At 72.7% G+C, this 26854-nt stretch carries 25 protein-coding genes; 16 read left to right on the plus strand and 9 right to left on the minus strand.

Features of this window, described 5'->3' with window-relative positions:
- The first annotated feature begins 194 nt into the window (after nt 1-194).
- A complete protein-coding gene (locus ACZ4WQ_RS16360) occupies nt 195-1937 on the plus strand; it encodes an immunity 49 family protein (protein WP_468022247.1) in 1743 nt (580 codons plus the stop codon).
- Nucleotides 1938-1951: 14 nt separating this feature from the next.
- Here the strand turns inward: ACZ4WQ_RS16360 and ACZ4WQ_RS16365 are convergent, their stop codons facing one another.
- Nucleotides 1952-2701, minus strand: a complete 750-nt coding sequence (locus tag ACZ4WQ_RS16365; RefSeq protein WP_468022248.1) for a MerR family transcriptional regulator — start codon at nt 2699-2701, stop codon at nt 1952-1954.
- 146 nt (nt 2702-2847) lie between these two features.
- Between ACZ4WQ_RS16365 and ACZ4WQ_RS16370 the strand changes: the two genes are divergently transcribed.
- The 4 genes from ACZ4WQ_RS16370 to ACZ4WQ_RS16385 all read left to right on the plus strand — a co-directional run bounded on the left by ACZ4WQ_RS16370 (nt 2848) and on the right by ACZ4WQ_RS16385 (nt 6571).
- Nucleotides 2848-4389 (plus strand): flavin-containing monooxygenase, encoded by a 1542-nt coding sequence (locus ACZ4WQ_RS16370; RefSeq protein ID WP_468022249.1) that lies wholly within the window; start codon nt 2848-2850, stop codon nt 4387-4389.
- Nucleotides 4386-5357 carry an alpha/beta fold hydrolase gene (locus ACZ4WQ_RS16375; RefSeq protein WP_398370826.1) on the plus strand — a complete coding sequence of 324 codons (972 nt, stop codon included), beginning with the start codon at nt 4386-4388 and terminating at the stop codon, nt 5355-5357. The genes ACZ4WQ_RS16370 and ACZ4WQ_RS16375 overlap by 4 nt, the downstream gene beginning before the upstream one ends.
- Nucleotides 5354-6262, plus strand: coding sequence for an SDR family oxidoreductase (locus ACZ4WQ_RS16380; RefSeq protein WP_398370828.1), 909 nt, complete (start codon nt 5354-5356; stop codon nt 6260-6262). The genes ACZ4WQ_RS16375 and ACZ4WQ_RS16380 overlap by 4 nt, the downstream gene beginning before the upstream one ends.
- A gap of 102 nt (nt 6263-6364) precedes the next feature.
- Complete coding sequence (locus ACZ4WQ_RS16385; protein WP_398370830.1) at nt 6365-6571, plus strand: hypothetical protein; 207 nt, start codon at nt 6365-6367, stop codon at nt 6569-6571.
- A 63-nt stretch (nt 6572-6634) separates the two neighbouring features.
- On the opposite strand, the gene ACZ4WQ_RS16390 is transcribed toward ACZ4WQ_RS16385, so the two are convergent.
- On the minus strand, nt 6635-10072 hold the full coding sequence (locus tag ACZ4WQ_RS16390; protein WP_398370832.1) for a S41 family peptidase: 3438 nt from the start codon (nt 10070-10072) through the stop codon (nt 6635-6637).
- 163 nt (nt 10073-10235) lie between these two features.
- On the opposite strand from ACZ4WQ_RS16390, the gene ACZ4WQ_RS16395 reads away from it, so the two are divergent.
- From ACZ4WQ_RS16395 to ACZ4WQ_RS16420, 6 genes are all read left to right on the plus strand, one after another.
- Nucleotides 10236-10841, plus strand: coding sequence for a TetR/AcrR family transcriptional regulator (locus ACZ4WQ_RS16395; RefSeq protein WP_311726383.1), 606 nt, complete (start codon nt 10236-10238; stop codon nt 10839-10841).
- Nucleotides 10842-10990: 149 nt separating this feature from the next.
- Nucleotides 10991-13237 (plus strand): MMPL family transporter, encoded by a 2247-nt coding sequence (locus ACZ4WQ_RS16400; protein ID WP_361183054.1) that lies wholly within the window; start codon nt 10991-10993, stop codon nt 13235-13237.
- Between the two features lie 196 nt (nt 13238-13433).
- Entirely contained in the window at nt 13434-14621 is a 1188-nt protein-coding gene (locus ACZ4WQ_RS16405; RefSeq protein WP_398370835.1) for an energy-coupling factor ABC transporter permease, read from the plus strand.
- 1 nt (nt 14622) lies between these two features.
- Complete coding sequence (cbiQ, locus tag ACZ4WQ_RS16410; RefSeq protein WP_311726380.1) at nt 14623-15387, plus strand: cobalt ECF transporter T component CbiQ; 765 nt, start codon at nt 14623-14625, stop codon at nt 15385-15387.
- Nucleotides 15384-16139, plus strand: coding sequence for an energy-coupling factor ABC transporter ATP-binding protein (locus ACZ4WQ_RS16415; RefSeq protein ID WP_311726379.1), 756 nt, complete (start codon nt 15384-15386; stop codon nt 16137-16139). The genes cbiQ and ACZ4WQ_RS16415 overlap by 4 nt, the downstream gene beginning before the upstream one ends.
- Before the next feature lie 73 nt (nt 16140-16212).
- Entirely contained in the window at nt 16213-17421 is a 1209-nt protein-coding gene (locus ACZ4WQ_RS16420; protein WP_311726378.1) for a serine hydrolase domain-containing protein, read from the plus strand.
- 34 nt (nt 17422-17455) lie between these two features.
- On the opposite strand, the gene ACZ4WQ_RS16425 is transcribed toward ACZ4WQ_RS16420, so the two are convergent.
- Nucleotides 17456-18367, minus strand: coding sequence for an RNA polymerase sigma-70 factor (locus tag ACZ4WQ_RS16425; protein ID WP_311726377.1), 912 nt, complete (start codon nt 18365-18367; stop codon nt 17456-17458).
- A 198-nt stretch (nt 18368-18565) separates the two neighbouring features.
- Here ACZ4WQ_RS16425 and ACZ4WQ_RS16430 point away from each other — a divergent pair, with 198 nt between their 5' ends.
- The gene (locus ACZ4WQ_RS16430; RefSeq protein ID WP_361183047.1) at nt 18566-19051 is read left to right on the plus strand and encodes a carboxymuconolactone decarboxylase family protein; all 486 of its coding nucleotides are present in this window, start codon (nt 18566-18568) and stop codon (nt 19049-19051) included.
- 111 nt (nt 19052-19162) lie between these two features.
- Here ACZ4WQ_RS16430 and ACZ4WQ_RS16435 read toward each other — a convergent pair whose 3' ends face one another.
- From ACZ4WQ_RS16435 to ACZ4WQ_RS16445, 3 genes are all read right to left on the minus strand, one after another.
- The gene (locus tag ACZ4WQ_RS16435) at nt 19163-19585 is read right to left on the minus strand and encodes a PIN domain nuclease (RefSeq protein ID WP_385348656.1); all 423 of its coding nucleotides are present in this window, start codon (nt 19583-19585) and stop codon (nt 19163-19165) included.
- The gene (locus tag ACZ4WQ_RS16440; RefSeq protein ID WP_311726374.1) at nt 19582-19797 is read right to left on the minus strand and encodes a type II toxin-antitoxin system VapB family antitoxin; all 216 of its coding nucleotides are present in this window, start codon (nt 19795-19797) and stop codon (nt 19582-19584) included. The genes ACZ4WQ_RS16435 and ACZ4WQ_RS16440 overlap by 4 nt, the downstream gene beginning before the upstream one ends.
- A 230-nt stretch (nt 19798-20027) precedes the next feature.
- Nucleotides 20028-20732 (minus strand): hypothetical protein, encoded by a 705-nt coding sequence (locus ACZ4WQ_RS16445; protein WP_398370840.1) that lies wholly within the window; start codon nt 20730-20732, stop codon nt 20028-20030.
- On the opposite strand from ACZ4WQ_RS16445, the gene ACZ4WQ_RS16450 reads away from it, so the two are divergent.
- Nucleotides 20731-20880, plus strand: coding sequence for a hypothetical protein (locus ACZ4WQ_RS16450; RefSeq protein ID WP_398370842.1), 150 nt, complete (start codon nt 20731-20733; stop codon nt 20878-20880). The genes ACZ4WQ_RS16445 and ACZ4WQ_RS16450 overlap by 2 nt on opposite strands.
- Before the next feature lie 283 nt (nt 20881-21163).
- Here the strand turns inward: ACZ4WQ_RS16450 and ACZ4WQ_RS16455 are convergent, their stop codons facing one another.
- From ACZ4WQ_RS16455 to ACZ4WQ_RS16465, 3 genes are all read right to left on the minus strand, one after another.
- Nucleotides 21164-21364 (minus strand): hypothetical protein, encoded by a 201-nt coding sequence (locus ACZ4WQ_RS16455; protein WP_311726372.1) that lies wholly within the window; start codon nt 21362-21364, stop codon nt 21164-21166.
- Nucleotides 21365-21450: 86 nt separating this feature from the next.
- The gene (locus tag ACZ4WQ_RS16460) at nt 21451-22113 is read right to left on the minus strand and encodes a response regulator transcription factor (RefSeq protein WP_311726371.1); all 663 of its coding nucleotides are present in this window, start codon (nt 22111-22113) and stop codon (nt 21451-21453) included.
- Complete coding sequence (locus ACZ4WQ_RS16465) at nt 22110-23339, minus strand: sensor histidine kinase (RefSeq protein ID WP_398370845.1); 1230 nt, start codon at nt 23337-23339, stop codon at nt 22110-22112. The genes ACZ4WQ_RS16460 and ACZ4WQ_RS16465 overlap by 4 nt, the downstream gene beginning before the upstream one ends.
- 134 nt (nt 23340-23473) lie before the next feature.
- Between ACZ4WQ_RS16465 and ACZ4WQ_RS16470 the strand changes: the two genes are divergently transcribed.
- The 3 genes from ACZ4WQ_RS16470 to ACZ4WQ_RS16480 all read left to right on the plus strand — a co-directional run bounded on the left by ACZ4WQ_RS16470 (nt 23474) and on the right by ACZ4WQ_RS16480 (nt 26818).
- Nucleotides 23474-24382: an ABC transporter ATP-binding protein gene (locus tag ACZ4WQ_RS16470; protein ID WP_385348666.1), complete on the plus strand. Its 909-nt coding sequence runs from the start codon at nt 23474-23476 to the stop codon at nt 24380-24382.
- Nucleotides 24379-25215: an ABC transporter permease gene (locus ACZ4WQ_RS16475; protein ID WP_385348669.1), complete on the plus strand. Its 837-nt coding sequence runs from the start codon at nt 24379-24381 to the stop codon at nt 25213-25215. The genes ACZ4WQ_RS16470 and ACZ4WQ_RS16475 overlap by 4 nt, the downstream gene beginning before the upstream one ends.
- Before the next feature lie 361 nt (nt 25216-25576).
- Nucleotides 25577-26818, plus strand: a complete 1242-nt coding sequence (locus ACZ4WQ_RS16480; protein ID WP_361183034.1) for a sensor histidine kinase — start codon at nt 25577-25579, stop codon at nt 26816-26818.
- The last annotated feature ends 36 nt before the right edge of the window (nt 26819-26854 follow it).

The raw sequence follows: 26854 nt of genomic DNA on the forward strand, positions 1-26854 counted from the left end.
CCCCTGCGGCGGGCTCGCCCGCGCGGTGTACATCGAGGCGGCGGCGGCCTTCGCGATCGGCGCGTGGCTGTCGGGCGCGGAGCCCCGGTTCGCGTTCCCGGTGCCCATGGCGGCGCCGGACGCGCCCGCCTCATAGGCCGCGAGCGCCCCCGCGTAGGCTGCTGCGCCGAGACTGGTGAACGGGGAGCGGAGCAGTGCGGATAGAGCGGCACCAGGTGGGCGAGGCGGCGGTTTCGGCGGCCCGTGACGACTTCGCCAACAGGATCGGTTCGACGGTCCACTCCATGTCGAAGGCCGGCCCGATCGCCACCTACGAGTGGCAGCTGATCTCGGAGGAGTTCCTCGACTACCTGGGGGCGCTCTCCGTCGAGACGCCCGACCTCGACACCCCGGAGGCCAAGGCCGTCCTCGACGACGCCACCGAGGCCGCCGCCGGTGCCGTGGCGTACGCCGCGTACTACCCGACCAACGACTTCCAGGTCTTCCTCAACTACGCGAACTTCGGGATCAACTACGACCGCGGGGCGGAGGGCGATCCGGAGTCCGTGACCCCGGGGGAGTGGCTCGACGCCTTCTGCCTGGCGGTCCTCTCCGACAAGGCCTCCTGGCACGGCGAGGCGTTCCACTTCGCCCGCAAGCCGTTCGACGAGGGCGGGGCCGGGCAGCCCGCCGTCGAGCTCACCCGCGGCTTCATGGCGTATGTCATCGGGGACACGGGAGACGACGACGCGGACTACCCGCCGACCAGGGAACAGAAGCTCGCCGCGCTCGACGCCGCGCTCGCCCGGATACGAACCCTCGACGCCGAGGGCGGCCTGCTCGACCGGCCGCAGTCCATCGGGCTGCACGCGCTGCGCGCCCTGACCACCGGGGACCAGGACTCCTTCCGCACCGCGCTGGCCAACCTGCTGCTCCCGCACAGCGCCATCCCCGGCCCCGGTGCCAGGCCCCGCACGCTACTGCCGCTCCTTCCGCTGGCGCTGGCCGCGCTCGCGTACCGCCGCGAGGGCTGGCAGCCGCCCATCGACACCGGGTATCTCCCGCGGGCGCTGGTGACCGGGTTCGAGACCGCGGGGCCACGGGTCCAGGCGTACGGCCGCGTCCGGCGCCCGGACGCGGTCGCCGCGCTGGCCGCCGGGCCGGTGGTGGTCGAACGGCCCGAAGCCCCTCGCGAGATGCACCCGGAGAGCGAGGCCCTGTTCGAGCAGTACACCAGGGAGGCCCTGACGTCGGAGGACGGAAAGCCGCTCTCCGCCTGGGACCTGTCGGATGCCGTGCGCTACCAGGACCTCCTCTTCAAGGCCCGCGCCTCGCTCACCGCCGACGTCACGGACCAGCAGCTGCAAAACCTGCGCCTCGCCGCCGAACTGGGCGCGGCGCTGTTCCGTACCACGCTCGCCGAGCCCGGTACGGACGTCGAGGTGACGATCGGCGGCAGCACGCTCGGCTACCCCGCCTACCACGGTGATCAGGCCGGGCCCGGCGCCTGGCACACCGCCCTGAACTTCGCCCTGATCGGCGGCCGGCGCGAGGACATCGCCGCGCTCGTCCTCAGCGGCTCCGCCCGCCTGGAGGGCGACGGCTCCGCGTTCGCCTCGTACCGCCGGGCGCTCCATGACTATTTCCGGGGCGTGGACCCGGAACCCGCCACGGACCGTGCGCTCGAGGACTGCGAGAAGGCCAGGAACTGGGGGTTCTTCCCGCCGCCCGGCGTTCTCTTCTCCCAGCTCGTCGAGGGCGACGAGGAGAGCTTCAACCTCGCCCTCATCGACGCCCTCGAAGCCCACCGCGACCACTACCGGGTCGCCGACCGCGCGGGCGACTCCGACGCCGCCATCAACCTCGACATCCTGGCCCTGGCCTGCCACGCCCGCCGCCGGGGCTGGAACATCCGGGTCAGCTCCGCCTACCTGCCGCCGCGCCTGCTCGCGGGCTGAAGCCGGCGATACCGTCACTCCGATGTCTCGGCCCAGGCCGCGAGTTCGGCGCGGATGCGGCGGTCCATGGCCATCGACAGCTCCGCGTCCACCACGCCCTTGGCGATCGGCCGCAGCTGCTCAACCGTTTCGCCAATGCGCGATGTGGGCTCGGCCAGGACCGTGGTGCGCAGGAGGGCCGCGAAGATCTCGGCGATCGCGTCCACATGGCGGCGCATCTCACGGGCCGCTTCCAGGACGGCGTCGAGCGGGACGCCCCGGTCGACCAGCTCGCTGGAGGTGTCCAGGAGACGGCGGCTGACGTGGACCAACTGGTCGCCGTCGACCGCGAGATAGCCGAGGTCGAGGGAGGTGGCGAGGTTTTCCGCGGTCACCTGGCCCTTGAAGTAGTCGGCCAGGGCTTCGGGCGCCAGCCGGACCGGTGTCTCCTGTGACCAGGCCGGGACGGAGACGGGGGCCGGGTGCAGGCCGAGGAGGTCGGCGACGTCGCGGCGGCCGCTCTCGAAGGCGGCGAAGAGTTCGGCGATACCGCCGAGGGTGTGGCCGCGCTCCAGCAGCGCCGCGATCGTCCGGAGCCGGGCGAGATGGTGGTCGTCGTACCAGGCTATGCGGCCCTCGCGGCGCGGCGGCGGGAGGAGCTTGCGCTCCCGGTAGAAGCGCAGGGTGCGCACGGTGATCCCGGCCTTCTCGGCCAGCTCCGCGACGCGGTATTCGCGGATCTCCTCCGGGCCGTCCGGAGCCTGGGGTGCTTCGCTCGTCGCCACGTCAGCACCCTATGCCCGCACCCGGGAGGGCGAACCGCCGGTAACTTCCCTTCGCCCGGCCCCTACCGCCCGGTAGCCCGCTGTCCTACGCTCAAACCGTGCCAGTAATCGCTGGCGCGGTTCCGAGTGTTGCGGGAGGCGGCCCCATGACCGGTGCTGAAGTGACGCGGGAACACGTACGGGTGGCGGTGATCGGGGCCGGATTCGGCGGGCTGGGGGCGGCCGTGCGGCTGCGCCGGGCGGGGATCACCGACGTCGTCGTCCTGGAGCGGGCCGGGGCGGTCGGGGGCACCTGGCGGGACAACACCTATCCGGGCTGCGCCTGTGACGTACCGTCCCATCTGTACTCCTTCTCCTTCGCGCCCAACCCCGAGTGGCCGCGCAACTTCTCCGGGCAGCCGCATATCCGGGCGTATCTGGAGCGGGTCACCGACACGTTCGGGCTGCGGCCGCACCTGCGCTTCGACGCCGAGGTGCGGGCCATGCGCTGGGACCCGCGCGCGCTGCACTGGGAGATCGACACCGCGGCCGGTCCGCTGACCGCCGATGTCGTGGTCAGCGCCACCGGACCGCTGTCGGACCCGAAGATCCCGGACATCCCCGGCCTGGCCGGCTTCCCCGGCGAGGTCTTCCACTCCTCGCGCTGGGACCACGGCTACGACCTGCGCGGCAAGCGCGTCGCGGTGATCGGCACCGGCGCCTCGGCCGTCCAGATCGTGCCCGCCATCCACCGCGAGGTGGACCGGCTCACCCTCTTCCAGCGCACCCCGGCCTGGGTGCTGCCGCGCATGGACCGCCGTATCTCGGCCGCCGAGCACTGGCTGCACACCAAGGTCCCGGCGACCCGCGCGCTGCGGCGGGCGGTGCTGTGGGGGGTGCGGGAGCTACAGACCGGCTCGTTCACCCGGTGGCCCGACTCGCTGCGGCTGGTGGAGCGGGTCGCCCTCGGCCATATGCGGCGGGCCATCGGAGACCCAGCCCTGCGGGCCCGGCTGACGCCCGACTACCGCATCGGCTGCAAGCGCATCCTGCTGTCCAGCGAGTACTACCCGGCCCTCGCCCAGCCCCATGTCGATGTCGTCGCCGGGCTGAAGGAGGTGCGCGGCGCCACGCTCGTCGCCGCCGACGGCACCGAGGCCGAGGCCGACGCGATCATCTTCGGGACGGGCTTCCAGGTGACCGACATGCCGATCGCGCACCGGGTGACCGGGGCGTACGGGACGACGCTCGCGGAGGAGTGGCGGGACGGCATGGAGGCGCTGCGCGGCACCAGCGCGGCGGGCTTCCCCAACCTCCTGACGATCATCGGGCCCAACACCGGGGTCGGGACCACCTCGATGATCCTCATCATCGAGGCCCAGCTTGCGTATCTGGTCGACTTCATGCGGCAGTTGGACGTGCTGGGCGGCGCCGCGGGCCGAAAGGTGGCGCTGGACGCCCGGCCCTCGGCGGTGCGGGCGTGGACCGACCGGGTGCAGGAGCGGCTGAGCCGTACGGTGTGGAACGTGGGCGGCTGCGACAGCTGGTACTTGCAGAACGGGCGCAACACGACCGTGTGGCCCGGGTCGACGTCGGAGTTCCGCTGGGTGACGCGGAAGGTGGACGCCACGGAGTACCGGGTGCTGCGACCGGAGCGGGGCGCCGACCCGGACGTGGTGGGCGCGGGCGCGGGGCGGGGGGAGCGGTGAGCCGCCGTCCGGCGCGGCTCGCCGCGGGGCCGTACGCGCCGCCCGTCGCCGTGAGCGAACTGTCCGTCATCTCCGCCGACGGCTCCCGCCTCCACGCAGAGCTGCACGGGCCCGAGGGCGCCCCCGCCGTGGTGCTGGCGCACGGCTGGACATGCTCGACCGCCTTCTGGGCGCCGATCGTGCGCGAACTGGCCGCCGACCACCGCGTCGTGCTGTACGACCAGCGCGGCCACGGCCGCAGCCCCGCCGCCGGCCCCGGCGGCTACAGCACCCACGCGCTCGCCGACGACCTCGCGGCGGTGCTCCAGCAGACCCTCGTGCCCGGGGAACGGGCCGTCGTGGTGGGCCACTCCATGGGCGGCATGACGCTCATGGCGGCCGCCGACCGGCCGCAGCTGCGCGAGCGCGCGGCGGCCGTGCTGCTGTGCAACACCGGCTCCTCGCGGCTGATCGAGCGGGGCCGCGTCGTACCGCTGCGCGGGGAGCGCCTGCGGGTGCGGGTGCAGCGCGCGCTGCTGTGCTCGAGGGCGCCGCTCGGGCCGGTGACGCCGCTCTCCAGACGCCTGCTGAAGTACGTGACGATGGGCCCGGAGGCGGGCCCCGCCGTGGTGGACGCGTGCGCGAGCATCGTGCACGACTGCCCGCGGGCGGTGCGGGCCGCGTGGGCGCGGGTCATCGGCGACCTCGACCTCGACGCGGAGGTCGGCCGGCTGGCCGTCCCCACCGCCGTCCTCGCCGGCACGGCCGACCGGCTGACCCCCCTGGAGCACGCCCGGGCGCTGGCCGACCGGCTCCCCCGGTGCGTCGGCGTGACCGAGCTGGACGGGCTCGGGCACATGGCGCCGGTGGAGGATCCGGCGGCGGTGAGCGGGGTGATCCGCGGGCTGGTGGCGACCTACGGAGCCGTGGGCGGGGCGAGGGCGGCGGTTCCCGAGAGCGGACGAGTACGAGGAGCGGAGGAGTCATGAGCGGTCTGCGCGGAAGTCTGGAGGGCCGGGTCGCCGTGGTGACCGGGGCGGCCCGGGGCGTGGGGGAGTTGCTGGCCCGGAAGCTGTCGGCGCGGGGCGCCAGGGTGGCGCTGGTGGGGCTTGAGCCCGAGGGGCTGCGGCGGGTGGCGGAGGGGCTGCTGACGGACGCCGCCTCCTGGCACGCCGATGTCAGCGACCACGAGGCGATGGCCCGGGTGGCCGGGGAGGTCGCGACGCGCTTCGGGCGGGTGGACATCGTCGTGGCCAACGCCGGTGTGGCCCAGGGCGGTCCGTTCCTCGACACCGACGAGACGGCCTGGCGGCGGGTCATCGAGGTCAATCTGCTGGGCAGCGTCACCACGGCCCGCGCGTTCCTGCCCGCGCTCGTCGCGAGCCGCGGCTATCTGCTCCAGATCTCCTCGCTCGCCGCGCTCTCACCGGCGCCGATGATGACCGCGTACTGCGCGTCCAAGTCCGGGGTCGAGGCGTTCGCGCACTGTCTGCGTGCTGAGGTGGGCCATCGCGGCGTACGGGTCGGGGTGGCCTATCTCAGCTGGACCGACACGGACATGGTGCGCGGCGCCGACCAGGACGACGTGGCGCGGGAGCTGCGGCGGCGGCTGCCCTGGCCCGCGAACCGCACCAATCCGCTCGGCCCGGCCGTGGACCGGCTGGTGGACGGGATCGAGCGGCGCTCGGCGCATGTGTACGGACAGTGGTGGCTGCGCGGCATGCAGTCCGTACGGGGTGTGCTGCCTGCGCTGGTCGGGACCGTCGGCCCGCGCGAGATGCGCCGCGTCGAGCCCCGGCTCGCGGCGACGCGCGGGCTGCGGGGCGGGCTGGTGGGCGCGGGAGGCGAGGCGGACGAGAAGGCGCGGGCGGAGGGCGACCGGCGGAAACCGTGACGCCCGACATGCGGGGCGTGTTTCCGCATGTGACGCTGGTTGCGACATCGACATGCGGCCACGCCGCGTGGCACCTCTGCCACCCCTTGAGGAGTGACATCGATGGCCAGCAAGGACCAGTTCAACGAGAAGGCCCGGCAGACCAAGCGCAAAGCGCAGGGCGAACAGAGCCAGCAGCAGCGGCGCGAGCAGCCGCCGCGCGAGAGCCGCGAGAGCCGCGAGAGCCGCGAGAGCCGCGAGAGCCGTGGGCCTGCGATGCGGGACCGGGAGGAAGGCGTCGAGGACCAGGAGCCCTTCGAGGAGATGTGACCTCGAAGGCGTGATCTCGGTACCTCGGTGGGGCGCATCCGAGCCCGGGTGCGCCCCACCACCTCAGCCGCTTCTCGGCGGCAGCTCCGGGCGCCGCAGGTCCGGCACGTCCGAGTAGTCCGGGGGAGTCGCCGCCGAGTGGCGTTCCAGCAGGTCGAGCGCGGTGCGCACCGCGACGCCCAGTTGCGGATGGCGGCCCTCGGCCCAGTCGAGCGGCGAGCGCGGCGCCTCGATGTCCGGCTCCACGCCGTAGTTCTCGACCCCCCACCCGTACGCGTCGAACCACGCGGCGTTCATCGGCACGGTGATGGCCGTGCCGTCCCCGAGCCGGTGGCGGCCGGTCATGCCGACCACCCCGCCCCAGGTGCGCAGCCCCACCACCGGGCCGATGCCCTGGATCTTGAACGCGGCCGTGATCATGTCGCCGTCGGAGGAGGTCATCTCGTCGGCGACCGCGACGATCGGGCCGCGCGGCGCGTTGCTGGTGTACGAGACGGGCTCGGCGTGGCGGGTCAGGTCCCAGCCCATGATGGTGCGGGTGAGCTTCTCGACGACCAGCTCGCTGATGTTGCCGCCCGCGTTGCCCCGTACGTCCACGATCAGCGCGGGCAGCGACACCTCGCTGCGCACATCGCGGTTGAACTGGGCCCAGCCGGAGCCGCCCATGTCGGGGATGTGCAGATAGCCGCACCGCCCGTCGCTCAACTCGCGCACCACCGCGCGCCGTTTGGCCACCCAGTCCTGGTAGCGCAGCGGCCGGTCGTCGATGAGCGGCTGGACCGCGACGCGGCGCGGCGGGGGACTCTCCCCATCGGCACTGCCGGCGGGCTGGAAGGTGAGCTCGACGGTCGTGCCCCCGGCGGCGGTGAGCAGCGGGTAGGGGCCGGCGACCGGGTCCACGGGGCGGCCGTCGACATGGGTGAGCGTGGCGCCGTCGCGGATGCCGGTGCCGGCGAGCGGCGAACGCGCCCGGGAGTCGGAGGACTCGCCCGGCAGGATGCGGGAGACGGTCCAGCGCCCGTCCTTGGCGCGCGTGAAGTTGGCGCCGAGCAGGCCGATGGGCCGCTGGTAGTGGGCCGGGCCCTCGTTGCGGCGGGCCGGGATGACATACGCGTGCGAGGTGCCGAGCTCGCCCTGCACCTCGCGCAGCAGGTCGGCGAACTCGTCGGGGGAGGCGACCCGTTCGACCAGCGGACGGTACTGGGCGAGCGCCCCGTCCCAGTCGACGCCGCACATCCGCGGCTCCCAGTAGTAGGCGCGGGTGATCCGGCCCGCCTCGTCGTACGCCTGCCGCCACTCGGCGGCCGGGTCGACGGTGTGCTGGATCCGCCGCATGTCGATGTGGACGGTGGCGTCGCTGTCGGCGGTCTCCGTGGCGGGCACCGCCCGCAGATCGCCGTCGTCGTTGACGACCAGCCGGGTGCCGTCGCCGCTGACCGCGAACCAGTCCAGGTCGTCGGTGAGTTCGGTGCGCTTGGCCTTGACCAGGTCGAAGTGTTCGAGGGTGGGGCGGGAGGAGGTCTCGGCCGGGTTGGCGAAGGTCTCGCCGAGCGCGCCGGAGATCGGCCAGCGCAGCCACACCAGGCCCCCGCCGCTGACCGGGTAGAGCGCCGAGTACTTCGAGGCGGCCACCGGGAAGGCGGTGACCCGGCTGGGCAGCCCCTCCACCTCGATCGTGACCGTGCCCTCGGCCTCGCCGTCGCCGCCTCCCGCCTGCGCGCCGTCCCGGTCGAGGCCGCCCGCCGCCGGGCGGCCCTCGGGGGAGAGCGCGAAGGGGGAGGGGGTCGCCGAGGACAGCGGTACGAGGTAGGGGCGGCAGCCGAGCGGGAACGACAGATCGCCGGTGTGCACGTCGTAGACGGGGTCGAAGCCGCGCCAGGACAGGAACGCCAGATACCGGCCGTCGCGGGTGAACACCGGCTCCTCGTCCTCGAATCGGCCGCTGGTCACGTCCACGACCGTGCGGTCCGCGAGCCGCGCGATCTTTATCTGGCGCAGCGAGCGGCCGATGCCGGGGTGCGACCAGGCCAGCCAGGCGGAGTCGGGGGAGAAGGCGAGGTCGCGTACCGGGCCGTTCGTCGACCGGATCAACTCGCCGACCTCGTCGACGGGGTCGGTGTCGGGTGAGGCGGCGGGGTTCGGCTCCGCGCCGTCCGGCTCCGTCGCCGGTGCGGCGTCGGGCGACGCGTCCGGCGGGGTGTCGGGCGACGCGTCCGGCGACGCGTCCGTCGATGTGTCGAGCAGCAGCAGCCGCCCGTCGTGCGCGGCCACCGCGAGCCGCTTGCCGTCCGGCGACGCCACCATCTCGCGCACCCGCCCGAGCCGGCCGGCCGCCAGCCGCCGCCGCTCCTCCGGGCCCGTCGCGCGCGGCAGATACGCGATCTCGATGGCGTCCTCGCCCTCGGCGTCCGTCACATACGCCACCCGCCCGGTGTCGCCCAGCATCTCCGGCAGCCGGACCCGGACGCCGGGGGTGTCGGCGAGGGTGCGGGCGGGGCCGTCGCGGTGGGTCAGCCAGTACAGGCTGCCCCGTACGCAGACCGCGCTGGCCCGGCCCGTGGTGTCCACGGACAGCGAGTTGACGTGCGAGGCGGCCGGGACCTGGTACGGCCGCCGCCCGGTGCGCGCCCCGCCGAGACGTACGTCCAGCCGGCGCGGCTCGGCGCGCGGGCTCAGGTCGTCGACGAGCCACAGGTCGCCGGCGCACTGGTAGACGACGCGCGAGCCGTCGGTCGAGGCGTGGCGGGCGTAGAAGTCGGCGTGGTCGGTGTGGCGCCGCAGATCGGTGCCGTCGGGCAGACAGGAGTAGAGGTTGCCGATGCCCTCGTGGTCGGAGAGGAAGGCGATCCGGCCCGCGACGAACATCGCCGAGTCCAGGTGTCCGTTCAACTCCGGCACCAGGCGGGTGCCGTGCAGCCACAGCCGGCCCGTCGCGCCGCCCCGGTAGCGCTTCCAGGAGGCGGGCTCGTGCGGGGGCTTGCCGGTCAGCAGGAGGGTGCGGCGCTCGCCGTCGGTGTCGGCGACCGCGATGTCGGAGACCGGGCCCCAGGGCAGCCGCCCGCCGGGGCTGCCGTCGGTGGGCAGGCTGTAGGCCCAGGAGAAGTAGGAGAAGGGCTGGTCGTGGGAGGAGACGGCCAGGATGTGGGAGGTGCCGTCCTGGTCGGGGGGCGTCCAGCCGCAGACGCGGGCGTCCGTGCCGCCCCAGTACGTCAGCCGGCGCGCCGGGCCGCCGTCGACCGGGGCGAGATGGATCTCGGGGTCGAGGCTGCGCCAGGTCGTGAACGCGATGTGCGAGCCGTCGGGGGAGAAGCGGGGGTGTCCCACGCGGGTGCGGTCGACCGTCAGCCGCCAGGCCCGGCCGGGGGGCTCGCCGGCCGCGGCCAGGGGTGCGACCCATAGGTCGTCCTCGGCGGCGAAGCAGAGCAAGTCGTCGTGCAGGTGCGGAAACCGGAGGTACGCGCGGCCGCCCGGGCCCGGCGCGTTCGACAGACCATCGCTCACCCGACCATCCTTCCGGGGCGGCCCCTTCAGGGCAACTCGGTCTTGTGACGCATACCACGAGCGATACGGGGTGGTTTCGTGAAGCGCCGGGCGGATCTGGGCTTACTCTGGAGGTGTACGAAACCGTTTCGTTCGCAGCGCTCGAATGCGTCGGAAGGAGGGCATGGTGCAGGCATTGGATAAACGCCGCAGCAGGCTGTCCCCCGAGCGGGAGAGCGAGCTGTACCAGGCCGTCATGGAACTGCTGACGGAGGTCGGCTACGACGCGCTGACCATGGACGCGATCGCGGCCCGCACCCACTCCAGCAAGGCCACGCTCTACCGGCAGTGGAAGAGCAAGCCGGCGCTGGTCGCCACCGCCCTGCGGCACACCAAGCCCGTCTCGCTCGAGGACATCGACACCGGCTCGCTGCGCGGCGATCTGCGCGAGATGGTGCAGTGCGGCGACGAGGCCCGGGAGCGGGACGCGGCGCTGATGCGGGGGCTGGCTCTGGCCGCCCACCAGAACCCGGATCTGCTCGAGGCGCTGCGCGAACTCCTGATCACCCATGAGCTCGGCGCGTTCGACATGCTGCTCAAGCGCGCCGTCGACCGCGGTGAGGTCGCCCCGGACCGCCCCGCCCTCAAATACACCGTGCACCTGCTGCTCGGCGCCTTCACCACCCGGTCTCTGGTCGAGGCCAAGGAGCCGGACGCCGACTACCTCTTCGACTACATCGACGCCGTGATCCTCCCCGCCCTCGGTGTTCTGTCCCCCGCCTCCCCCTGAGGCAGCCCTCTCCCCCCTCCCCAGAACCCGGCACCCGCAACGCCGCACCCCCACAACCCCATAGAGCTCCAGCCGGCGCGCCGCTCTCGTCGCCGTCTGGTTCCCCATCCCTGCCCAGTCACGCCTACTCGACGGGAGCACCTCTCCTCGTGGCCACGTTCCTCTATAAACTCGGCCGATTCGCCTTCCGGCGACGTCGGTTCGTCGCCCTGATCTGGGTGGCGCTCCTGGCGGTCGCCGGGGTCGGCGCCGCCACCGCCTCGCAACCCACCAACGACAGCTTCTCCATCCCGGGGACGGAGGCCCAGAAGGCCTTCGACGTACTGGAGCAGCGCTTCCCGGGCGGCAACGCGCAGGGCGCCACCGCCCGCGTGGTCTTCCGGGCACCGGCCGGCGAGAAGATGACCGACGCGGCCAACAAGGCCACCGTCGAGAAGACCGTTCGCGAGCTCCAGTCGGGCTCGGACGAGGTCGCCTCGGTCACCGACCCGTACAAGGCGGGCGGGGTCAGCAAGGACGGCACCACGGCGTACGTCTCGACCTCGTACAAGGTCAGCGCCATGGAGCTGGAGGACAAGACGCGGGACGCGCTGAAGGAGGCGGGCCAGGACGCCCGCGCCTCGGGGCTGACGGTCGAGATCGGCGGTGACGCGCTGGAGCAGATGCCGGAGACCGGCGCCACCGAGATCATCGGCATCGCGATCTCGGCGGTCGTTCTGCTGATCACTTTCGGCTCGCTGGTCGCCGCCGGACTGCCGCTGCTCACCGCGATCATCGGGGTCGGCATCGGCATCTCCGGGATCACCGCGCTGGCCACCACGCTGGGGCTGTCCAGCACGACCTCGACGCTGGCGATGATGATCGGCCTCGCGGTCGGCATCGACTACGCGCTGTTCATCGTCTCCCGCTACCGGGCCGAACTGGCCGAGGGACGGGAGCGGGAGGAGGCCGCCGGGCGCGCGGTGGGCACCGCGGGGTCCGCGGTCGTCTTCGCCGGGCTCACGGTCGTCATCGCCCTCGCCGGCCTCGCGGTCGTCAACATCCCGATGCTGTCCAAGATGGGCTTCGCCGCGGCGGGCACGGTGGTCATCGCCGTTCTGATCGCGATCAGCCTCATCCCGGCGCTGCTGGGGTTCGCGGGCGCCAGGGTGCTGCCCCGCAAGGTCCGCAAGGCCGCCAAGAAGGGCGAGGAGGGCCAGGCACAGGGCGAGGAGAAGCCCAACGCGGGCACCCGCTGGGCCCGCTTCGTGCTGCGCCGCCCGGTGGCGGTGCTGCTGCTGGGCGTGCTCGGCCTGGGCGCCGCCGCCGTCCCCGTGGCCAGCCTGGAGCTCGGCCTGCCCGACGACGGCTCGCAGCCGACCGACACCACCAAGCGCAAGGCGTACGACCTGATGTCCGACGGCTTCGGCCCGGGCTTCAACGGGCCGCTGATGGTGGTCATCGACGCCAAGGGCAGCGACGACCCCGAGGGCGCCGCGGAGCAGGCCCGCCAGACCATCCACGACGTCAAGGGCGTCGCGTCGGTCAGCAAGCCCATGTTCAACAAGGACAAAGACACCGCCACGCTGACGGTCATCTCCAAGTACAAGCCGAGCAGCGTGGACACCGAGCATGTGGTGAACGACATCCGGGACGAGGCCAAGTCCCTCAAGTCCGGGACCGGCGCCGAGGTGCTGGTGACCGGGCAGACGGCGATGAACATCGACATCTCGAAGAAGCTGAACGACGCGCTCGTGCCCTACCTGGGCCTCGTCGTCGGGCTGGCCTTCCTGCTGCTGATGGTGGTCTTCCGGTCGCTGCTGGTGCCGCTCAAGGCGGCCCTCGGCTTCCTGCTGTCCGTCGTGGCGGCGCTGGGCGCGGTCGTCGCGGTCTTCCAGTGGGGCTGGGGCGGGAGCCTGTTCAACGTCGAGGAGCCCGGCCCGATCATGAGCATGATGCCGATCTTCATGATCGGTGTCGTCTTCGGCCTGGCGATGGACTACGAGGTCTTCCTCGTGACCCGGATGCGCGAGGCGTTCGTCCACGGCGAGCGGCCGGGCCAGGCCGTGGTCACCGGCTTCAAGCACGGCGCCCGGGTGGTGACCGCGGCCGCGGTCATCATGATCAGCGTCTTCGCCGGGTTCATCGGCTCGTCCGAGTCGATGGTGAAGATGATCGGCTTCGGTCTCGCCATCGCGGTGTTCTTCGACGCGTTCATCGTGCGTATGGCCATCGTTCCGGCGGTGCTCGCCCTGCTCGGCAAGTCTGCGTGGTGGCTGCCGCGCTGGCTGGACAAGGCGCTGCCCAACGTGGACGTGGAGGGCGAGGGGCTGCGCAAGCAGCTCGACCCCGGCCCCGCGGCGCGCGAGGCGCGGGACGAAGAGCGGGATCCCGACGCGGATCTGACCCGGGTTTAAGCAGCCCCGTTGTGCAGTGCGGCGGCCCTTCGCGAGTGCGCGGAGGGCCGCCGCCGTTGTGTGGGCGGGGGTTTTCGCGGGTACAGCGCTCTTGCGAATAGGTTGCAATAGCGGGTTACCATCATCGGGCGGATAACCGGATTGGCGGATTCCGTGGATGTATCGGACACCCCCGGCGCAGAAGCGGAGCCCCGCCATGCATGTCCCCGACGGATTCATCGACGCCCCGGTGTCCGTGGCGACCGGCGTGGTCGCCGCCGCCGCGGTCGGCGTCAGCCTGCGCGGCGCCCGGCGGGAGCTGGGGGAGGGCGGGGGCTCGGGTGGCCTGGGCGGCTCGGGCGGTGAGCGCACCGCTCCGCTGGCCGGGCTCGTCGCCGCGTTCATCTTCGCCGTACAGATGCTGAACTTCCCGGTCGCGGCCGGGACCAGCGGGCATCTGCTCGGCGGGGCGCTGGCCGCGATACTCGTCGGCCCGTACACGGGGGTGCTGTGCGTCTCCGTGGTGCTGCTCATGCAGGGCGTGCTCTTCGCCGACGGCGGCCTCACCGCGCTCGGCGTCAACATCACGGACATGGCGGTGGTCACCACGGTGGTGGCGTACGCCGTCTTCCGCGGCCTGCTCAAACTGGCGCCCAAGCGGCGCCGTTCGGTGACCGTCGCCTCCTTCGTCGCGGCCCTGGTGTCCGTACCGGCCGCGGCCGTCGCCTTCACCGGGATCTACGCGCTCGGCGGCACGGCCCATGTCTCGCTCGACAAGGTGTTCACCGCGATGGTCGGGGTGCATGTGCTGATCGGCATCGGCGAGGCCGCGATCACGGCCCTGACCGTCGGCGCGGTGGTGGCCGTACGCCCCGACCTGGTGTACGGCGCGCGGGGGCTGACCCGAACCCTGGAGATCCGCACGGTCGCCGTGGCCGCCCCGGGCGCCCCGGCGCGGGCCGGTGCGGCCGCACCGGCAGGGGGTGCGGCGTCGGGGGGCGCCGCAGCTCCGGTGGCCGCCGCGGCCGCGGCCCCGGCGGCGGCGCCCGCCGCGCGGCGGTCCGCGCGCCGGGTGTGGGCGGTCGGCGTCGCGGCCGCGCTGCTGTGCGCCGGTGTGGTCAGCTTCTACGCGTCCGCCAACCCCGACGGCCTGGAGAAGGTCGCCGCCGACAACGGCATCGACAAGAAGACCGAGGACCACGCCGCCCAGGACTCCCCGCTCGCCGACTACGGCGTCAAGGACGTCACCGACGCCCGGCTCTCCGGCGGCCTGGCCGGGGTGATCGGGGTCGGGGCGACCCTCGCCGTCGGCTCCGGGCTGTTCGTGGTCGTACGCCGCCGCACCAGGAAGGCCGCCGCCGGGCCCGCCGCCGTACCCGCCGCCCACCACCCGGAAGGGGTCTGACATGGGCGCGGGCCACGCCCACAAGCTCTACCGGGAGGGCCACTCGCCGCTGCACGCCCTCCCGCCGCAGTGCAAGCTCGCCGCGGTGCTCTGCTTCGTCCTGGTCGTCGTCTCCACCCCGCGCGAGGCGGTGTGGGCCTTCGGGGCGTACGCGGCGGTGCTGGCGGCGGTCGCGGCGGTGGCGCGGATCCCGGCGGGGTTTCTCCTCCGGCGGCTGCTGATCGAGATCCCCTTCGTGGCCTTCGCCGTGCTGATGCCGTTCGTCGCGGACGGCGAGCGCGTGGCGGTGCTCGGGATGGAGCTCAGCCGCCCCGGCCTGTGGGGCGCCTGGAACATCCTGGCCAAGGGCACGCTCGGGGTCGCCGCGTCCGTGCTGCTGGCCTCCACCACCGAGCTGCGCGCCCTGCTGCTGGGGCTTCAGCGGCTGCGGATGCCGCCGCTGCTGGTCCAGATCGCGTCGTTCATGATCCGCTACGGGGACGTCATCACGGACGAGATGCGCCGCATGCGCATCGCCCGCCAGTCGCGCGGCTTCGAGGCGCGCGGGGTGCGTCAGTGGGGCGTGCTCGCCAAGTCGGCCGGGGCGCTGTTCATCCGCTCCTACGAGCGCGGCGAGCGCGTCCACCTGGCGATGATCAGCCGGGGCTACGCGGGCACGATGCCGGTGATCGACGACATGACCGCGACCCGGGCCCAGTGGCTGTCCGCCGCGACCCTCCCGCTGACCGCGCTGGTGGTCTGCCTGACCGGATGGATATCGATATGACCGTCCCGCCCTCCCTCCAGGTGTCCGGCCTGGCCTATGCCTACCCCGACGGCCACCAGGCCCTCTTCGGCGTCGAGCTGGCCGTCGCCCGCGGCGAGCGGGTCGCGCTGCTCGGGCCCAACGGCGCGGGCAAGACCACCCTGGTCCTGCACCTCAACGGCATCCTGGACGCGGGCGCCGGGACGGTCACGGTGGCCGGGCTGCCGGTCTCCAAGGCCAACCTGGCCGAGATCCGCCGCCGCGTCGGCATCGTCTTCCAGGACCCCGACGACCAGCTGTTCATGCCGACCGTGCGCGAGGACGTCGCCTTCGGCCCGGCCGCGGCCGGGCTGCGCGGCGCGGAGCTGGAGCGGCGGGTCGTGGACGCCCTGGAGCGGGTCGGCATGGCGGAGTTCGCCGACCGCCCGCCGCACCACCTCTCCTTCGGGCAGCGGCGGCGGGTGGCGGTCGCGACCGTCCTGGCCATGGAGCCGGAGATCCTGGTGCTGGACGAGCCCTCGTCCAACCTGGACCCCGCCTCGCGCCGCGAACTGGCCGATATCCTGCGCTCCTTGGACGTCACGGTGCTGATGGTCACGCACGACCTGCCGTACGCGCTGGAGCTGTGCCCGCGCTCCGTGGTGCTCAGCGGCGGGGTGATCGCCGCCGACGGCCGTACCCAGGACCTGCTGTGCGACGAGGCCCTGATGCGGGAACATCGACTGGAGTTGCCCTTCGGCTTCGACCCCCGCTCGGTGACCGCCCCGGTCTGAGGTATCCGGCGGGGGCGATGCACCATGGGGGGTGCACGCATCGCCCTCGGCATGGTGGGAGTACGGATCAGTGGTGGACGTCCAGGTCCAGGGCACGGTGGCCGACGGATTCGAACCGGTCCGGGACGCCTTCGTGGACAACTTCGCCCGGCGCGGCGAGCGGGGTGCGGCCGTGACCGTGTACCGGGACGGCGACAAGGTCGTCGATCTGTGGGGCGGCGTCAAAGATGTCGAGGGAGGTGTGGACGGCGAGCCGTGGGCCCAGGACACCGCGCAGGTCGTCCGGTCCGTCACCAAGGGTGTCGCCGCCGCCGTGCCGCTGCTGCTCCACCAGCGGGGCCAGCTCGACCTCGACGGCCGGGTCGGCACGTACTGGCCGGAGTTCAAGGCGAACGGCAAGGAGCGGGTCCTCGTACGGCATCTGCTCGCGCACCGCGCCGGGGTGCCCGTGCTGGACACCCCGCTGACCCCCGTCCAGGCCATCGACGGCTTCCACGGCCCGCGGGCGGTCGCCGCCCAGCAGCCCGTATGGGAGCCGGGCACCGCGCACGGCTACCACGCGCAGACCTACAGCTGGCTGCTGGGCGAGCTGGTGCGGCGGGTCAGCGGGCGCACCATCGGGCGCTGGATAGCCGAGGAGATAGCCCGGCCGCTCGGCCTCGACCTGTGGCTCGGGCTGCCGGACGGGCAGCGCGGCCGCGTGGGCCGGATCGGGCCCGTGGAGGCCCCGCCGGTGGCCGCCGCGCAGGGCCCGCGGCTGCGGCCCAAGCGGTCGGTGGCCGAGGCGTACCAGAACCCCGACTCGCTCACCCGGCGCGCCTTCGGGGCGATCAGCCCGATGCCCGACGAGAACGACCCGGCCTACCTCGCCGCCGAGCTGCCCGCCTCCGGCGGCGTCGCCACCGCCGACGCGCTGGCCCGCTTCTACGCGGCGCTGATCGGCGCGCTGCCCTCGGGCCCCGCCGCGCGCCCCCTGCGGTCCGGCGGCCGCCTCTTCGCCCCGGCGACGGTGACCCTGGCCCGTACGGAGGAGTCCGCGGGGCCGGATCAGGTGCTGGTCGTCGGCACCCGCTTCGGGCTCGGCTACATGCTGCACGGCCCGGCCTCCCCGCTCCTCACCCCCGGCTCCTTCGGCCACCCGGGCCGCGGCGGCTCCCTCGCCTTCGCCGACCCCGACGCGGGCATCGGCTTCGGCTATGTCACCAACGGCATGCAGCGCGGCGTCACGGCCGACCCGCGGGCCCAGGCGCTGGTGCGGGCGTTGCGGGCCGCTCTCCAGTGACGCCGCTCTCCAGTGACACCGGAAGCGGCCCGGTTCAGCGGCGCAGGGCGGTCTCCCGCTCCATGCGCGACAGCTTCTCGGGGTTGCGCACGGCGTAGAGCCCGGTGATGAGGCCGTCGTCGAGGCGTACCGCGATGACGGTGTCGATCCCGTCGCCGAGGCGGAGGATCAGCGCCGGGTAGCCGTTGACCTGTGCCGGTTCCAGCGCGGCCGAGGCGGCGACCCTGCCCAGCACACGGGCCACCTGGTCGGCCCCCACGACCGGCGCCAGCGCGGCCTGTACGACACCGCCACCGTCGCCCAGCAGGACGACGTCCGGCGCGAGAAGGTCGAGCAGGTGCCGCAGATCGCCGGTCCTGACCGCCTGCTGGAACGCCTGGAGCGCGTCACGCGTCTCGGCCGCGGACACCGCTCCGCGCGGTCGGCGGGCCGCGACGTGGCTCCGCGCCCGGTGGGCGATCTGGCGGACCGCGGCGGGGCTCTTGTCGACGGCTTCGGCGATCTCGTCATAGTCCACGTCGAACACCTCGCGCAGCACGAACACCGCCCGCTCGGTCGGGGTGAGCGTCTCCAGCACCAGCAGCATCGCCATCGAGACGCTGTCGGCCAACTCGACGTCCTCGGCCACATCCGGGGCGGTCAGCAGCGGCTCGGGCAGCCAGGGGCCGACGTAGGACTCCTTGCGCCGGCGGAGCGTACGCAGCCGGCCGAGCGCCTGGCGGGTGGTGATGCGAACCAGGAAGGCACGCTGATTCCGCACGGTGCCGAGGTCCACGTCCGCCCACCGCAGCCAGGTCTCCTGGAGGACGTCCTCGGTGTCGGCGACCGAGCCGAGCATCTCGTAGGCGATGGTGAACAGCAGGTTGCGGTGGGCGACGAACGCCTTGGTCGCCGACTCCACGGAGGAGTCCGCCGTGTCCGCCGTCGGCTCGCTGCGCTCGCTCAAGGTCGGCTCCCGCCTGTTCGTTCTCGACTGTTCCACACGCACGAGACGCCGGTCACCACCGTTTTGTGACACCCCGATGTGGTGGCACAGGTCACACGGCCGGGGCGTCACAGGGATGGGGGCGGCGGCATCTCGTTTGCGTCGGACGCCGCGCGAACGATCCGCGTGGCGAGCCATACAACAGATGAGGACCAAGCCATGGAACCCCGTTTCGACCTGATGGCCAACGAGCTCGGCGCCAAGATCAGCAAGCGGTTCTACAACGTGAGCCTGGCGATCCAGCAGTCGTCGCTGCCCCGGGCCACCCAGGAGCTGGTGATGATGCGCGCCAGCCAGATCAACGGCTGCGGCTTCTGCCTGGACTTCCACACCAAGGACGCCACGGCCGCCGGGGAGACCGCGGTGCGGCTCAACCTGGTCGCCGCCTGGCGCGAGTCCACCGTGTTCACCGAGGCCGAGCGCGCCGCGCTGGCCCTCGCCGAAGAGGGCACCCGCCTCGCCGACGCCCACCTCGGCGTCTCGGACCAGACCTGGGCCCAGGTGCGCGAGCACTACGACGACGACCAGACCGCGGCCCTGGTCTACCTGGTCGCCATGATCAACGCGGCCAACCGGCTCGGCGTGATCCTGCGCAACCCGGGCGGCTCCTACCAGCCCGGCGTGTTCGCCGACATGGCGAACTGACCGGCAGACGCATCACGGCCCGGCCCGGACCCTTCGCTCCGGGCCGGGGCCGACGCGGCACTGGGACCCGGCGGGCCGTTACCGGGAAGCCGCCGCCGCTCGGCTCCTGGCTCACTTGCCGGCTTCGGGGCCGTACCACTGGAGTGCCTGGCCGGTGACGGCGGCGATGCACTCGAAGTCCCGGTCACGGTGCAGGAGAGTCAGCCCCTGCAGCTCGGCCGTGGCGGCCACCACGAGGTCGACGGCTCCGGCGCTGCGGTGCTGTCCGCGCTGGGTGAGGATCTCCTGGACCTGCCAGGCGCGGTCGTAGGCGCGGTCGTCGACCGGTACCCAGCCGAAGAGCAGGCGCATGTCCTCGATGCCTTGTGTGCGGTCGGCGGCGGACCGCGCGCTGTAGAAGAACTCCAGCTCGGTGATGGGGCAGGTGGCGATGAGTCCGGCTGCTGCTGCCTGGTCCCATCCGTACTGATCAGCGTCGCCGCGTAGCAGGCGGGCGAGCGCGCTGGTGTCGATCAGGAATTGCGCGGCGTTCACCGGCGGTAATTCCCCTTGTCCTCGAAGAGATCGAGGTCGAAAGCGCCCTCCGTAGCGGCGGCCCGCAGGCGAGTGAGAGCCAGGGCGCGTCGTCGGTTCTCCAACACCTCGCGCAGGGCGGTGTTCACCGTCTCCTTCTTGGTGCTGGTACCGAGGGCCTTGGCTACGTCCGCGACCAGCTGGTCGTCGAGATCGATGACAGTTCGGCTCATGGACTACACCTCCGCGGATATCATGTGTGCCATTGATTATATCTGACTCATGCATGAGGGGTAACCGGCTCGCAACGCGGCGACACCGGGACGGCTGGTTGGATGGTGGTCACCTTGTCACCGGGATAGTCCACCGCGGCGGTGATCACCGTCGGGACCGTGTGCCGACGCGGCCATGGCGAACTGACCGACAGTACGACAAACGTCGCCGGCCAGGCGGTTGCGGCTGGTTACCACGACGAGGCTGTTTCCGCCGCCGGGGAGCAGCGGGCGCACTTGGCCGACCGTGGCGGCATTGTCGAGCAGGATGAGCATCCGGCGGTCGGCGAGAAGGGAACGGTAGAGGGCGGCCGCGTCGACCACGTCCTGCGGTATGTCGCCTGAGGCCACCCCGAGCGCGCCTCTTTGACCTGGTGAGCCCAGCGCAGGACCAGTGAGGTCTTGCCTGCCCCCGCCGTGCCGGCCACCACATGCACGGACACGAGTGCCTGGCCGCCGTCCCGGCTGGTCAGGATGGTGTGCAAGTGGGCTTGTTCGGCAGTCCGGTTGACGAATGTGTAGACGTCGGCAGGAAGCTGACGAGGGACGGTTCGCGGACGGTAGGACGCCTCCGGGGCCTGGTGGAAGTGGATGTCACCGGTGACATTCCCCGCCCGGACCACATCGCGGGACGAGCCGGATAGGTCATTGGCCGAGTCTCCGGGCGAACCGTTGGCGTCTGCCGACGTGCCGATGAGTGCGTCCTGGGCCTTCCGCACGTATTCCGTCCACGGCTCGACGATGTCCGGGTCGGTGAAGCGGATCGCGCCGTCCGGCACCCCGGTATCGGTGTACAGGACGCGGAAGAGCACCTTGCCGTCCTGAATGGTCAGTTCCGGGAGCAGTCCGTCGGTCTCCGCCACGGCGATCGCCCTGGCAGGCAGGATCCGCACCATGGGCCTCTTCGTCCGCTTGGATTCCGCGCAGGTTGTCACGGCCCTCTTCGAACAAGCGCAGCGCCATGTCCCAGCCGCCGCGTCGCAGTGCGCCACGGGATGGAACGTCTACCTCCTCGAAGTGCTGGAGCCGTTCAAGCTTCCATGAGTCGCCGTTGCGGATGGCGGCATCCCGAGCACGGAAATCCCGAAGGTACTCATCGCGCGTGAGCCGTTGGCCGCGCTCCTCGGGGAGCGCGGGAGCGTGAACGTCAAGCATCGGGAATGTCCGGCTTCGCCGCGCTGAGCATGTTGCCGGGAATGACGACGATTCGTTCGTCGGCCCCGACTGCCACACCTTCCGGCAGGCCCGAATGGTAGTGGGGGTCAGATCACGGCCGATGACGGCGATGTCGCCATTGCTGAGCTGCCAGATGTCCTGGCACTCTGTCTTACGAACCGCCCCAGACCAAGTTGGCGACGGCCACGAACATCGCGAGAGCGATCGCCACACCCTGGGCGACCTTCCCCCAGCCAGGCATCGGCTCGCTCCTCTTGGACGCCGAACGCGCGGCGAAGAAGGCGAACGCCAACGCGACGAGGACGATGGGACCGAGCAGCACGGACAGCCAATCGACTTGCACGGGCGTCATCGCGGATCTCCTTGTTCCACCTCGGTGACTGTCGGCACATCATCCGCGAGCGCCACCGGGACCCCTCCCGGACGTGATGTGCGCGCCTAGCCCCCCGACGGCGCCACCAGGCCCGCCTCGTAGGCGAGGATCACCAGCTGCACCCGGTCGCGGGCGTCGAGCTTGGCGAGCAGCCGGGTCAGATAGGTCTTGGCGGTGGCGACGCTGATGCACAGCCGGTCGGCGATCTCGGCGTTGGACAGGCCGCTGCCGACCAGGGTCAGCACCTCGCGCTCCCGGTCGGTGATGCCGCCGAGCTCCGCCCGCCGCGGCGGCGTGACCGTGGGGCGGGCGGCGAAGTCCTTGATCAGGCGGCGGGTGACGGCCGGGGCGATCAGCGCGTCCCCGGCGGCGACGACGCGGACCGCGGCGAGGATGTCGTCCAGGGCCATGTCCTTGACCAGGAACCCGGAGGCCCCGGCGCGCAGCGCCCCGTAGACGTAATCGTCGTCGTCGAAGGTCGTCAGGACGACCACGCGGGTCTCGCCGGGGCCCGTGGTGATCAGCCGGGTGGCCTCGATGCCGTCCGTGCCGGGCATCCGGATGTCCATCACCACGACGTCCGGGGCGAGTTCCGCGGTCAGCCGGACCGCTTCGGCGCCGTCCCCGGCCTCGGCGACGACCTCGAGGTCCGGGGTGTCGGTGATGACCATCCGGAGGGCGGCGCGGACAAGTGGCTGGTCGTCGGCGAGGAGGACTCGGACGGTCATCCGGCTGCGGCCTCCGCCTTCGTCTTGAGCGGCAGTCGGGCCGTCACCAGGAAGCCGCCGCCGCGCCGGGGCCCGGCGGTGAAGTCGCCGTGCAGCAGGGCGACCCGCTCGCGCATGCCGACCAGGCCGTACCCCGTGTCGTGCTCGGCGTCCGCGCCGGTGCCCGTGCCGCGGTCGCGGACCTCGATGGCCAGCTCGTCCTCGCCGTAGTCGACGCTCACCCGGCAGGAGCCGGCGCCCGAGTGCCGTACGACATTGGTCACCGACTCCTGGATGATCCGGAACGCCGCGAGGTCGATGTCCGCGGGCAGCGGGCGGCGCCTGCCCTGCCACCACACGTCGACGCGGACCCCGGCGGCCGTTGTGGTCGTCACCAGCCGCTCCACGTCCGCGAGGCCCGCGGCCGGCCGCAGCGGGAACGGCGCGGGCTCACGGTCCGCCTCGCGCAGCGCGCCCAGCATCCGCCGCAGCCCGGACAGCGTCTCGCGGCCCGTCTTCTCCACGGCGACCATCGCCTCGCGGGCCTTGCCCGGCTGGGTCTCGATGACCCGGGCGGCCGCGCCGGCCTGGAGGGCGATGATGCCGATGCTGTGGGCCACCGTGTCATGCATCTCGCGGGCGATCCGCAGCCGCTCGGCGGTGACGGCCTGGGCGGCGGCCTGGGCGTGCAACTCCTCGGTGTGGAGCCGGGACTGGCGCACCGAGTTGCCGAGGAGCCAGCCGATCACCACGGTCAGGGCGATGTACGGCTCGGGGGCGACACCGCCGTCGTGGACGCCGAGGCCCTGCCTCAGGAGGACGTAGCAGGGCAGCGTGGCCAGCGCCGCCGCGGCGGCGTTGAGCGAGGAGCGCCGGGGCCGGACGACCGCGACGTATGCGAGGGCGACGTCCGCCCCCAGGTACTGCATGGGCGGGATCTCGTCCTGGCGCCATGCCAGCGTCGAGGCGAGCGTGCCGGCCAGCAGTAGCCCGTACCCCAGAGAAGCCCTGCGGCGCAGCAGCGCACATCCGGCCAGGACGAGGGCGAAGGCGATGGCGAGCAGCAGCTTGGCGGACAGCGGGTCCAGGCCCTGCCGGGGGTAGCTGAGCGAGTACATCCGCCGCGGGGGCATCAGGACGTACTTCACGATGGGGTCCAGCGCCGCCGCGAACCACACCAGCCCCGCCCACAGGCCCGGCGGTATGCGCTTGAGCAGCGGCAGAGGCTGAGGCGGAGAGGCGGACATGGCGGGATCGTAACCGCGGGGCCCGAGGCCGGGCATCGGACCGTGGCTGTACAACCAGGGTCGACAACGGCGCCCGGCGATTGTCGGCGCTGGGCCGACGACGCGCGGGGCCGTCCACGGGCACCGTTGCCACCGTGATCGAAGTCAACCAACTCACCAAGCGATACGGCGGCACGACGGCCGTCAAGGACCTGACCTTCACCGTGGATCCCGGCCAGGTGACCGGGTTCCTGGGGCCGAACGGCGCGGGCAAGAGCACCACGCTGCGGATGATCCTCGGCCTGCACGAGCCCACCGGCGGCACCGTCACCGTCGAGGGCCGCCCCTTCGCCTCCCGCCCCCGCGGGCTGCGCCACGTCGGCTCGCTGCTGGACGCGCAGGAGGTGCACGGCGGACGCAGCGCGGTGGCGCATCTGTCCGCCCTGGCGCGCGGCAACCGCATCCCGCGGCGCCGGGTCGACGAGGTGCTGGAGCAGGTCGGCCTCGCCAAGGTCGCCCGGCGCCGCATCGGCGGCTTCTCGCTCGGCATGAAGCAGCGGCTCGGCATCGCGTCCGCGCTGCTCGGCGACGCGCCGGTGCTGCTCTTCGACGAGCCGCTCAACGGACTGGACCCGGAGGGCGTGAAGTGGGTGCGCGAGCTGTTCCGGGGGCTGGCCGCCGAGGGGCGCACCGTGTTCGTCTCCAGCCATCTGATGTCCGAGATGGAGCACACCGCCGATCAGTTGATCGTCATCGGCCGGGGCGAGCTGATCGCGGCGGAGAGCCTCGAGGAGTTCTCGGCCCGCGGCACCCGGCAGAGCGTCGAGGTGCGCACGCCCGCCGCGGGCGTCCTGCGGGACCTGCTCACGGCCGAGGGCGCGGCGGTGCGCACGGACGGCGAGCTGCTGACCGTGACCGGTCTGGGCGCGGCCCGGATCGGGGAGCTCGCGCAGGCCAACGGCGTTCCGCTGCACCACCTCAGCGCCCGGTCCGCCTCGCTGGAAGAGGCGTTCATGGAACTCACCGCAGACAGCGTCCAGTACCTCACGGGGGAGTCCCGATGACCGCGACCGCTGTGTACCTGCATGCCGCCGAGCCCCGCCCCCGGTTCGGCGATCTGATCGCCGCCGAGTGGATCAAGCTACGGTCGCTGCGCTCGACCTGGTTCGGCTACGGGGCGACCGCCCTGGCCGTCGTCGCGTTCAACGTCGGCACCGCCTATGACACCTACCGCTACTGGGGTCAGCAGAACCCGGACGGCCCGGAGGGCTTCGTCCGGGCCGGGATGCCGCTGGATGAGGCGTTCACCACCAATTCCGCCATCGTCATGATGCTCGCCCTCGGCGCCCTCGGTGCCATGGCGATCGTGGGGGAGTACGCGTCGGGCACCATCCGTACGACGTTCGCGGCCGTTCCGGCGCGGCGTTCGGTGATGGCGGCCAAGGCGGTGGTGGTCGCGGTGGTCGCGGCCGTGTTCGGCGCCTTCGTCGCGGGGGTCTCGTTCGCCGCGACCCAGGCGATCCTCGACCAGCGGGGCGCGGGCGTCTCGCTCGGCGACCCCGGCGCGCTGCGTGTCGTGGTGGCGTCCGCGCTCCTCGCGCCGCTGTGCGCGCTCGTCGGCCTGGCGCTGGGCACGGTCGTCCGGCAGACAGCGGGCACCATGATCGCCTCTGTCCTGGTTCTCCTGGTGCTGCCGATGGTGTTCACCGACGGCCGCCACTGGTCGGCGACCGCCTCCCACGACACGCTCTACCAGGCGTGGCGTCGGTTGGTGACCACTGATTACCGCCCGCTGCACTACCCGTGGACGGTCGGCGGAGCCTGGACCGTGTACGCGGTGTGGGCGGTGGCCGCGGCCGCCATCGCCGTCGTCGGTGTGCACCGGCGCGATCAGTGAGCGGAGGTGTCACCGGCGCGCGGTGAGCGCGCCGTACGCCCCCTGCTGACCCCATGCGCCGTCCAGCGCCCGCACAAGCGGGTTCCAGGGGCCAAGGGTCCCTATGCCAGCGGCTCTTGCATCCCCACACTGGAAGGCCTTCCGGCTGGTCGGCGCCCTCGCGGGCGGTGTGACCGCCGGGAGCAGGGGGGTTCGGGGGAAGCGGGGGAACCGCGTGGTTCAGCGACGGGGACGGTCGCCTTCGCGGCCGGAGGAGGGGCGTCGTGCGCCCGGTGTGAAGGTCTCGTACCGGCGGGCGCGGCCGGGCGCCGGGCCGTCGGTCCATCGGCACCGGCTGGCGTGGCGCGACATGGAATGGCAGATGCTCCGCATCCTGCTGATCTTCCGGCTGATGCACGGCATCCAGCTGGCCGTGACCGTGCCCGGCATCGCCGGGCACACCCGGCACGCCGGGCGGGCGCTGGTGCTGCTGCTCGCGGTGCTGGCCGAGTCCCTGTGGTTCGCCCAGCACATCTTCCGCAACCACCGGCGCCTGCTCACGCGGGACGCCGGAGGGGAACCGGACGCGGCACCGCCCGCCGGGACGGCGCCGCCCGGCGGAACGGCGGCGCAGGGGCCGACGGTGTACGACTCCACCGCGGCGGCCGTCGAACTGGGCTCCGCCGTCGTCTTCTTATGGGCCTGCGCCCTGGTCGTGGGGCAGAACCGGGCGGCCGACATGGCCCCGCTGCTGGTCCTGACCACCGAGCAGATCTCCGGCGCGGGCGTCGGCTCGGCCCTCGGCCAGCGGCTGCGCGTGCTCGTCGGGGGCACGGCCGCCATCGCCGCCTCGTACGCCGCGGTCATCGCGCTGGGCGACCCGTCGGCGCTGGGCCACCCCGATGTGCTGATCGGGCTCACCGGCTATGGGGCGCTGGCCTATCTCATCCGGCGCGGCGGCATCTTCCTGCTGCAACTCTCCGCCGACCTCGGCGACATGAGTCTCCAGCTGCACGAGCAGGAACAGCGGCGGCTGCTCGCCATCGAGCTGCACAACCACCTCGGGCACACCCTCAACGCCTTCCAGCGGGTCGACATCACCGACCCCGGGCAGCTCGACTCGCTGCGCAGGTCCGCGGTGGTGGCCCGGGAGCGGCTGGCCACCTTCATCGCCACCGGGCGGTTCAGCGAGTCGGTGCCGCTGATCGGCATGGTGCACCGGCAGGTCGCGCTGGCCACCAACGACCTGCTGACCGTGGAGCCCATCATCCCCGACCGCGTGGTCGAGGCGGCGGCCCGGATCCAGCCCGCCGAGGTGGAGCTGCTGGAGCCCGCCCTGCGGGCGCTGCTGATCAATGTGCCGCGCAGTGCGGGGGTGCACGACGCGGTGCTGCATGTGGATGTGATCCCCGCTCCGGAGCGCGTGGAGCTGGTGGTCACCGACCACGGCGCCGGGTTCCCGCCCGAGGTGCTGGCGGGCGGGGTCGCCCGGATGCGGTCGCTCGCGGTCCACGAGCGGCTGCTGCGGGAGCGGGGCGGGGCGCTGCGGGTGCGGTCGGTCAGCGGGCTCACGCAGGTGACGCTCACCCTCCCGATCGCGTCGCCCGCCCGGAAGAAGGCGTAGCGCACATGTCGAGCGAGCAGAACAAGGGGGCATCCG

The organism is Streptomyces sp. NPDC028305 (assembly GCF_055569495.1).